Origin of the sequence: Streptomyces sp. SM1, from assembly GCF_002910825.1 — a bacterium.
In the GTDB taxonomy this organism is placed as follows: domain Bacteria; phylum Actinomycetota; class Actinomycetes; order Streptomycetales; family Streptomycetaceae; genus Streptomyces; species Streptomyces okerensis.
The window spans coordinates 1-6,634 of the sequence record NZ_NEUB01000723.1 but is presented as its reverse complement, the minus strand read 5'-3'; the positions used below and the strand labels follow the sequence as shown (position 1 = coordinate 6,634).

The following is a 6,634-nucleotide window of genomic DNA, read 5'->3' as shown; positions in this document are numbered from 1 at the left end:
TGATGCTCACGCTCGGGCTGCTGACCGAGGCGCTGTTCGGGGCGTCCCAGACGGTCTACGGGGTGCTGTTCCTGCCGGTGTGCGTGCTCACCGCGCTCTGGGTGCGCGAGGGGGACCTGCTCATCGCGCCCGTCGTCGTGCCGATCGCCTTCGCCATGGGACTGGTACCGGTCGCCGACGAAGGCAGCGGGGGCACCCTCGACCGGCTGATGGGCATGGTGACGGGCCTCGCCACCCAGGCGGGGTGGCTCTACGGCGGGACGCTGGTCGCGGGTGTGATCGTGCTCGTACGCAGGACGGGCCGGGTGCGCCAGACCCGCCGGACGCGCCAGGTGCGACGCGTGCAGCCCGCCGGCGGGGGTGGCCGGACCGCCCGTTCCTAGGCCGGGGGTGGCCGGACCGCCCGTTCCTAGGCCGGCCCGGCCGTCCCGCGAGCCTGCGGTCCGCGCCCTGGGTCCGGCTACGCGCCCGTCGCCGCGCGCATCGCCGCGCCCACGATGCCCGCGTTGTTATGCAGCTGGGCCGGGACGATCTCCGCCTTGATGCCCGTGATGTGGTCCAGGAACTTGTGGGACTTGCGGCTGACGCCGCCGCCGATGATGAACAGCTCGGGCGAGAACAGCATCTCCACGTGGGCCAGGTACTTCTGCACCCGGTGGGCCCAGTCCTCCCACGACAGGTCGTGGTCCTCCTTGGCCTTGCTGGAGGCCCGCTTCTCCGCCTCGTGGCCGTGCAGTTCCAGATGGCCGAGCTCGCTGTTGGGGACGAGCACGCCGTCCACGAACACGGCGCTGCCGATACCGGTGCCGAAGGTCAGCAGGATGACCGTGCCCCTGTGGTGGCGGCCGGCACCGAAGTGCATCTCGGCGACGCCCGCGGCGTCCGCGTCGTTGACCACCGTCACCGGCAGGCCGCCCAGGCGGTCGCCGAGCAGCACGCGCGCGTCGGTGTCGATCCAGCTCTTGTCGACGTTGGCCGCCGAGCGGACCGTGGTGCCGCCGGTGACCACTCCGGGGAAGGTGACGCCGACCGGGCCGGTCCAGCCGAAGTGGTCGACGACCTCCTTCACGCCGTCGGCCACCGCGTCCGGCGTGGCCGGGTGCGGGGTGAGGACCTTGCAGCGCTCCTGCGCCAGGTCCCCGATGTCCAGGTCGACCGGGGCGCCCTTGATCCCGGAACCGCCGATGTCCACGCCGAAGATCTGCATCCTCCTACGTTACGACGTACGACGGACAGTCACGGAGTCGCCCTCCGTGACCGCCGGCGCCGTACGGCCGGACGTCACCGCGCGGACGCGGAGTCCGTCCCGGTCCCCGTGCCGCCGCGCTCGGCCACCAGGGCGGCGGCCTCCTCGCGCAGATCGCGGCGGAGCTCCTTCGGCAGGGAGAAGATGATCGACTCCTCGGCCGCCTTGACGATCTCGACGTCCTCGAAGCCGCGCCCCGACAGCCACTCGAGGACCTGCTCGACGAGGATCTCCGGCACCGAGGCGCCCGAGGTGACGCCGACCGTGGAGACACCCTCCAGCCAGGCCTCGTCGATCTCGTCGGCGAAGTCCACCAGGTACGCCGCGCGGGCGCCGGCCAGCTTGGCGACCTCCACGAGGCGCTTGGAGTTGGAGGAGTTGCGGGAGCCGACCACGATCACCAGCTCCGCCTCGGCGCCCATCTGCTTGACCGCGAGCTGACGGTTCTGCGTGGCGTAGCAGATGTCGTCGCTGGGCGGGGAGATCAGCTGGGGGAACTTCTCCTTCAGCGCGTCGACGGTCTCCATCGTCTCGTCCACGCTCAACGTCGTCTGGGAGAGCCAGACCACCTTGGAGGGGTCGCGGACCTCGACCTTGGCCACATCGCCGGGCCCGTCGACGAGCTGGATGTGCTCGGGGGCCTCGCCGGAGGTGCCGATGACCTCCTCGTGGCCCTCGTGGCCGATCAGCAGGATGTCGTAGTCGTCGTTCGCGAAGCGGACGGCCTCCTTGTGGACCTTGGTGACCAGCGGGCACGTGGCGTCGATGGTGGCGAGCCGGCCGCGCTCGGCCTCCTCGTGGACGACGGGGGCGACGCCGTGCGCGGAGAACATCACGATGCTGCCCGGGGGGACCTCCTCCGTCCGTTCGACGAAGATCGCGCCCTTCTTCTCCAGGGTCTGCACGACGTACTTGTTGTGCACGATCTCGTGCCGGACGTAGACGGGGGCCCCGTACTGCTCCAGGGCCTTCTCGACGGCGATCACGGCGCGGTCCACACCCGCGCAGTAGCCACGGGGGGCGGCGAGCAGGACACGGCGGCCAGGCGAAGCGGTCATGCCTCCCATCGTAAGGGCCGTGCCCGGGAGGTCCGGTCACGGTGCGTTGTCGGTGGGGCGCACTACTCTCGCGGCATGGCTGTGAACACGTCTGCGGAAGCTCCCCTGCCGGTCGGGGAGGTCTCCCGGCTCATCGGGCGATGGATCGACCGGCTCGGCGCGGTGTGGGTCGAGGGGCAGATCACCCAGCTGTCGCGGCGGCCGGGGGCCGGGGTGGTGTTCCTGACGCTGCGCGATCCGTCGCACGACATCTCCGTGGGCGTGACCTGCTACCGGCAGGTGTTCGACGCGGTCGCGGACGTGGTGAGCGAGGGCGCGCGGGTGGTGGTGCACTGCAAACCGGAGTGGTACGCGCCGCGTGGGCAGCTGTCGCTGCGCGCCGCCGAGATCCGGCCGGTGGGGGTCGGGGAGCTGCTGGCGCGGCTGGAGCAGCTGAAGAAGTCCCTCGCGCGGGAGGGCCTCTTCGCGCCGGAGCGCAAGAAGCGGCTGCCGTTCCTGCCGCAGCTGATCGGGCTGGTGTGCGGGCGGGCCTCGGCGGCCGAGCGGGACGTGCTGGAGAACGCGCGGCACCGCTGGCCGGCCGTGCGCTTCGAGGTGCGCAACGTGCCCGTGCAGGGGGTGCACGCGGTGCCGCAGGTCGTCCAGGCCGTGAAGGAGCTGGACGCGGCCGACGGCGTGGACGTGATCATCGTCGCGCGGGGCGGCGGCAGTGTGGAGGACCTGCTGCCCTTCTCCGACGAGCAACTGGTGCGGGCGGTGGCGGCGTGCCGTACGCCGGTCGTCTCGGCGATCGGGCACGAGCCGGACAGCCCGCTCCTCGACCTCGTCGCCGACCTGCGCGCCTCCACGCCGACCGACGCCGCGAAGAAGGTGGTGCCGGACGTGGGTGAGGAGTTCGAGCGGGTACGGATGCTGAGCGACCGCGCGGATCGCTGCGTGCGGGCGCTGCTGGACCGGGAGGAGCGCGGGCTGGCCCACGCGCTGGCCCGGCCGTCGATACAGGATCCGCACCGGATGGTCGACGCCCGGGCCGAGGAGGTCACGGCGCTGCTGGAGCGGGGGCGGCGTTCGCTGCGGCATCAGCTGGACCGGGCCGATTCGGAGCTGACGCACACGCACGCGCGCGTGGTGGCCCTGTCCCCCGCCGCGACCCTGAAGCGGGGGTACGCGGTGCTCCAGCGGGAGGACGGTCACGCGGTGCGCGCTCCGGGTGAGGTGGAGGCCGGTGAGGTGCTGCGGGCGCGGGTGTCCGAGGGCGAGTTCACAGTCACAGTCGATGCATAGGGTGGGCGGATGACCGGCAAGACGGAGACCGAGCAGACGGCGGCGACGGCGGAGGCACTCGGTTACGAGCAGGCGCGGGACGAGCTGATCGAGGTCGTACGGCGGCTGGAGGCGGGCGGTACGACGCTGGAGGAGTCCCTGGCCCTCTGGGAGCGGGGCGAGGAGCTGGCCAAGGTGTGCCGCCGCCGGCTGGAGGGGGCGCGGGCCCGGCTGGACGCGGCGCTCGCGGAGGAGGGCGGGGCGGAGGGCGACGGGGAGGACTGAGCCGCGGGGCCGGGACGGGCGAGGGCGCCGGGAGGTGTCTGTGAAGTGGATCACCGCGATCCGGGTTTAGTTGAACGTTGAACCTTATGGGGGTACGGTCGAGTCCGTACACAGGTCCATGGCTCCTACACGGACGCATGGACCGACGCACCCCCTCAAAAAGGTTCCCGCATGTCTCTCGTTCTCGACTCAGCCGCCCAGGACCTGCTGTTCCGCGAGGCGCGCACCGCCAACGCGTTCACCGACGAGCCGGTGACCGACGAGCAGGTGCGGGCGATCTACGACCTGGTCAAGTACGGCCCCACCTCCATGAACCAGTCCCCCCTGCGCGTCACGCTGGTCCGCTCCCCAGAGGCCCGTGAGCGCCTCGTCGGACACATGGCCGAGGGCAACCGGTCGAAGACGGCGACGGCCCCGCTGGTCGCGATCCTCTCCGCGGACAACGAGTTCCACGAGGAGCTGCCGCACCTCTTCCCGCACTTCCCGCAGGCCAAGGACGCCGTCTTCGCCGAGCGCCCGGTGCGGGAGAACTCCGCCGCGCTGAACGCCGCCCTCCAGGCCGCCTACTTCATCATCGGCGTCCGCGCCGCCGGCCTGGCCGCCGGACCCATGACCGGCCTCGACTTCGAGGGCGTCCGCAAGGAGTTCCTGGACGGCGACCACACCCCGCTGATGGTCGTCAACATCGGCCGCCCCGGCCCCGACGCCTGGTTCCCGCGCGGTCCGCGTCTGGAGTTCGAGCAGGTCGTCACCACGGTCTGAGCCACGCGCCAGGACGAGCGCGCACGGAGCGAGGGGCGGGGCTTCACCGGATCGGCCGATCCGGTGAAGCCCCGCCCCTTCACGTCTCCGCGTCCGCCGTATGTCCGCGGCTCACTCGGTGCGCAGCGCCTCGGCCATCTCCGTCAGCTGCCCGAACGACCCCGTGCCCGTCACCAGCGTGGTCGAGCCCTCGGTGCCCTCCAGGACCAGCGCGTCGTAGTGGTCGCCCTCGTACCGCGTCCACGTCTCGCCGGCGATCCGCTGGGTGGCGTCGGTCTTCGTGGCGCCCTGCGTCTTGTCCTCGATGAACGCCGACCGCTTGTCCGCGGACTGCTCGACCGCCACGTACTCCCCGTCGGGGGCGTGGAAGCCGAGGTGCCAGGCGTCGGCCTCGGCGCCCTGGTAGCGGACGGAGGTGGGCTTCCACTCCTCCGACAGGCCCTCGGGGGCGGCCAGGGGATAGGAGGCGGCCCGGCGTGCGGTGAGCAGGTCGACCCGGTAGTCGACCCGCTTGCTCTCGTAGTCGCCGTCCTCGTGCGGGAGAAACAGCCAGACCACTCCCGCGACGAGCACGATGACGACCAGCGAGAGGATCATGTCCCGGGCCGTCTTCTGCATGCTGTTCGTTCCTGCCACGCCCCCTATCGTCGCAGGTGCCCCGGGCGCTCATCCGTGGGGCCCCCTGCTCATTCTGTCTGTCCGACGATAGGATCGCACTACACCCTCATCCGGCCGTCGTCCGTACAGAAAGGTGCGAACTGATGACCGAACACCATCATTTGCCGTCCGAGCTCGATGTCCCCTCCGAGGCCCCCGACCGCAACCTCGCCCTGGAGCTCGTACGGGTCACCGAGGCCGCCGCGATGGCCGCGGGCCGCTGGGTAGGCCGCGGCGACAAGAACGGCGCCGACGGTGCCGCGGTGCGCGCCATGCGCACGCTCGTCTCCACCGTCTCGATGAACGGCGTCGTCGTCATCGGCGAGGGCGAGAAGGACGAAGCCCCGATGCTCTTCAACGGGGAGCGGGTGGGCGACGGGACCGGTCCCGAGTGCGACATCGCCGTCGACCCGATCGACGGCACCACGCTGACCGCCAAGGGCATGACGAACGCCATCGCCGTGCTGGCCGCCGCCGAGCGGGGCTCGATGTTCGACCCCTCGGCCGTGTTCTACATGGACAAGCTCGTCACCGGGCCGGAGGCGGCCGACTTCGTCGACATCAACGCGCCGGTGAGCGTGAACATCCGCCGGGTCGCCAAGGCGAAGCGGGTCACCCCCGAGGACGTCACCGTGGTGATCCTCGACCGGCCGCGGCACGAGGGCATCATCCAGGAGATCCGGGAGACCGGCGCGCGTATCAAGCTGATCTCCGACGGTGACGTGGCCGGCTCGATCCTCGCTCTGCGCGAGGGCACCGGCATCGATCTGCTGCTCGGTATCGGCGGGACCCCCGAGGGGATCATCTCGGCCTGTGCGGTGAAGTGCCTGGGCGGGACCATCCAGGGCAAGCTGTGGCCGACGGACGAGGAGGAGCGGCAGCGGGCGATCGACGCGGGGCACGATCTGGACCGGGTGCTGACCACGGAGGATCTGGTCACCGGGGACAACGTGTTCTTCGTGGCGACGGGGATCACCGATGGTGAGCTGCTGCGTGGTGTGCGGTATCGGCCGGAGACGGCGACGACCGACTCGATCGTGATGCGGTCGAAGTCGGGGACGGTGCGGAGGATCGACTCCGAGCATCGGCTCAGCAAGCTGAGGGCTTACAGCGCGGTTGATTTCGACCGGGCGAAGTAGGACGCGGCGATCTGGGGGTGGGGTGCGGGTGCGTGGGGGTTTGTCGCGCAGTTCCCCGCGCCCCTGGGGGTGCCGGCGCGGATGTGCGGGTGCGTGGGGGTTGAGCGCGCAGTTCCCCGCGCCCCTCAGGGTGCTGCGCGCGGCGGCGATACGGACGCGCGGCGCGGCGGCGCAGTGCCATGTGCGGGTGCGTGGGGGTTGAGCGCGCAGTTCCCCGCGCCCCT

8 protein-coding genes are annotated in these 6,634 nt (G+C 71.3%); 5 read left to right on the top strand and 3 right to left on the bottom strand.

Annotation, left to right across the window (positions count from 1 at the left end):
- The first annotated feature begins 2 nt into the window (after window positions 1-2).
- The gene (locus B9S61_RS20820; protein WP_103543611.1) at window positions 3-383 is read left to right on the top strand and encodes a DUF6542 domain-containing protein; all 381 of its coding nucleotides are present in this window, start codon (window positions 3-5) and stop codon (window positions 381-383) included.
- 77 nt (window positions 384-460) lie between these two features.
- Here B9S61_RS20820 and ppgK read toward each other — a convergent pair whose 3' ends face one another.
- On the bottom strand, window positions 461-1,207 hold the full coding sequence (gene ppgK / locus B9S61_RS20815; protein WP_103543610.1) for a polyphosphate--glucose phosphotransferase: 747 nt from the start codon (window positions 1,205-1,207) through the stop codon (window positions 461-463).
- Between the two features lie 74 nt (window positions 1,208-1,281).
- The gene (locus tag B9S61_RS20810) at window positions 1,282-2,313 is read right to left on the bottom strand and encodes a 4-hydroxy-3-methylbut-2-enyl diphosphate reductase (RefSeq protein WP_103543609.1); all 1,032 of its coding nucleotides are present in this window, start codon (window positions 2,311-2,313) and stop codon (window positions 1,282-1,284) included.
- Window positions 2,314-2,379: 66 nt separating this feature from the next.
- On the opposite strand from B9S61_RS20810, the gene xseA reads away from it, so the two are divergent.
- From xseA to B9S61_RS20795, 3 genes are all read left to right on the top strand, one after another.
- Window positions 2,380-3,588, top strand: coding sequence for an exodeoxyribonuclease VII large subunit (gene xseA / locus B9S61_RS20805; protein WP_103543608.1), 1,209 nt, complete (start codon window positions 2,380-2,382; stop codon window positions 3,586-3,588).
- Between the two features lie 9 nt (window positions 3,589-3,597).
- On the top strand, window positions 3,598-3,852 hold the full coding sequence (locus tag B9S61_RS20800) for an exodeoxyribonuclease VII small subunit (protein ID WP_103543607.1): 255 nt from the start codon (window positions 3,598-3,600) through the stop codon (window positions 3,850-3,852).
- A gap of 171 nt (window positions 3,853-4,023) precedes the next feature.
- Complete coding sequence (locus B9S61_RS20795; RefSeq protein WP_103543606.1) at window positions 4,024-4,614, top strand: malonic semialdehyde reductase; 591 nt, start codon at window positions 4,024-4,026, stop codon at window positions 4,612-4,614.
- A gap of 111 nt (window positions 4,615-4,725) precedes the next feature.
- Here B9S61_RS20795 and B9S61_RS20790 read toward each other — a convergent pair whose 3' ends face one another.
- The gene (locus tag B9S61_RS20790; protein WP_103543605.1) at window positions 4,726-5,232 is read right to left on the bottom strand and encodes a DUF4245 domain-containing protein; all 507 of its coding nucleotides are present in this window, start codon (window positions 5,230-5,232) and stop codon (window positions 4,726-4,728) included.
- A gap of 143 nt (window positions 5,233-5,375) precedes the next feature.
- Here B9S61_RS20790 and glpX point away from each other — a divergent pair, with 143 nt between their 5' ends.
- Window positions 5,376-6,410 (top strand): class II fructose-bisphosphatase, encoded by a 1,035-nt coding sequence (gene glpX, locus B9S61_RS20785; RefSeq protein ID WP_103543604.1) that lies wholly within the window; start codon window positions 5,376-5,378, stop codon window positions 6,408-6,410.
- The last annotated feature ends 224 nt before the right edge of the window (window positions 6,411-6,634 follow it).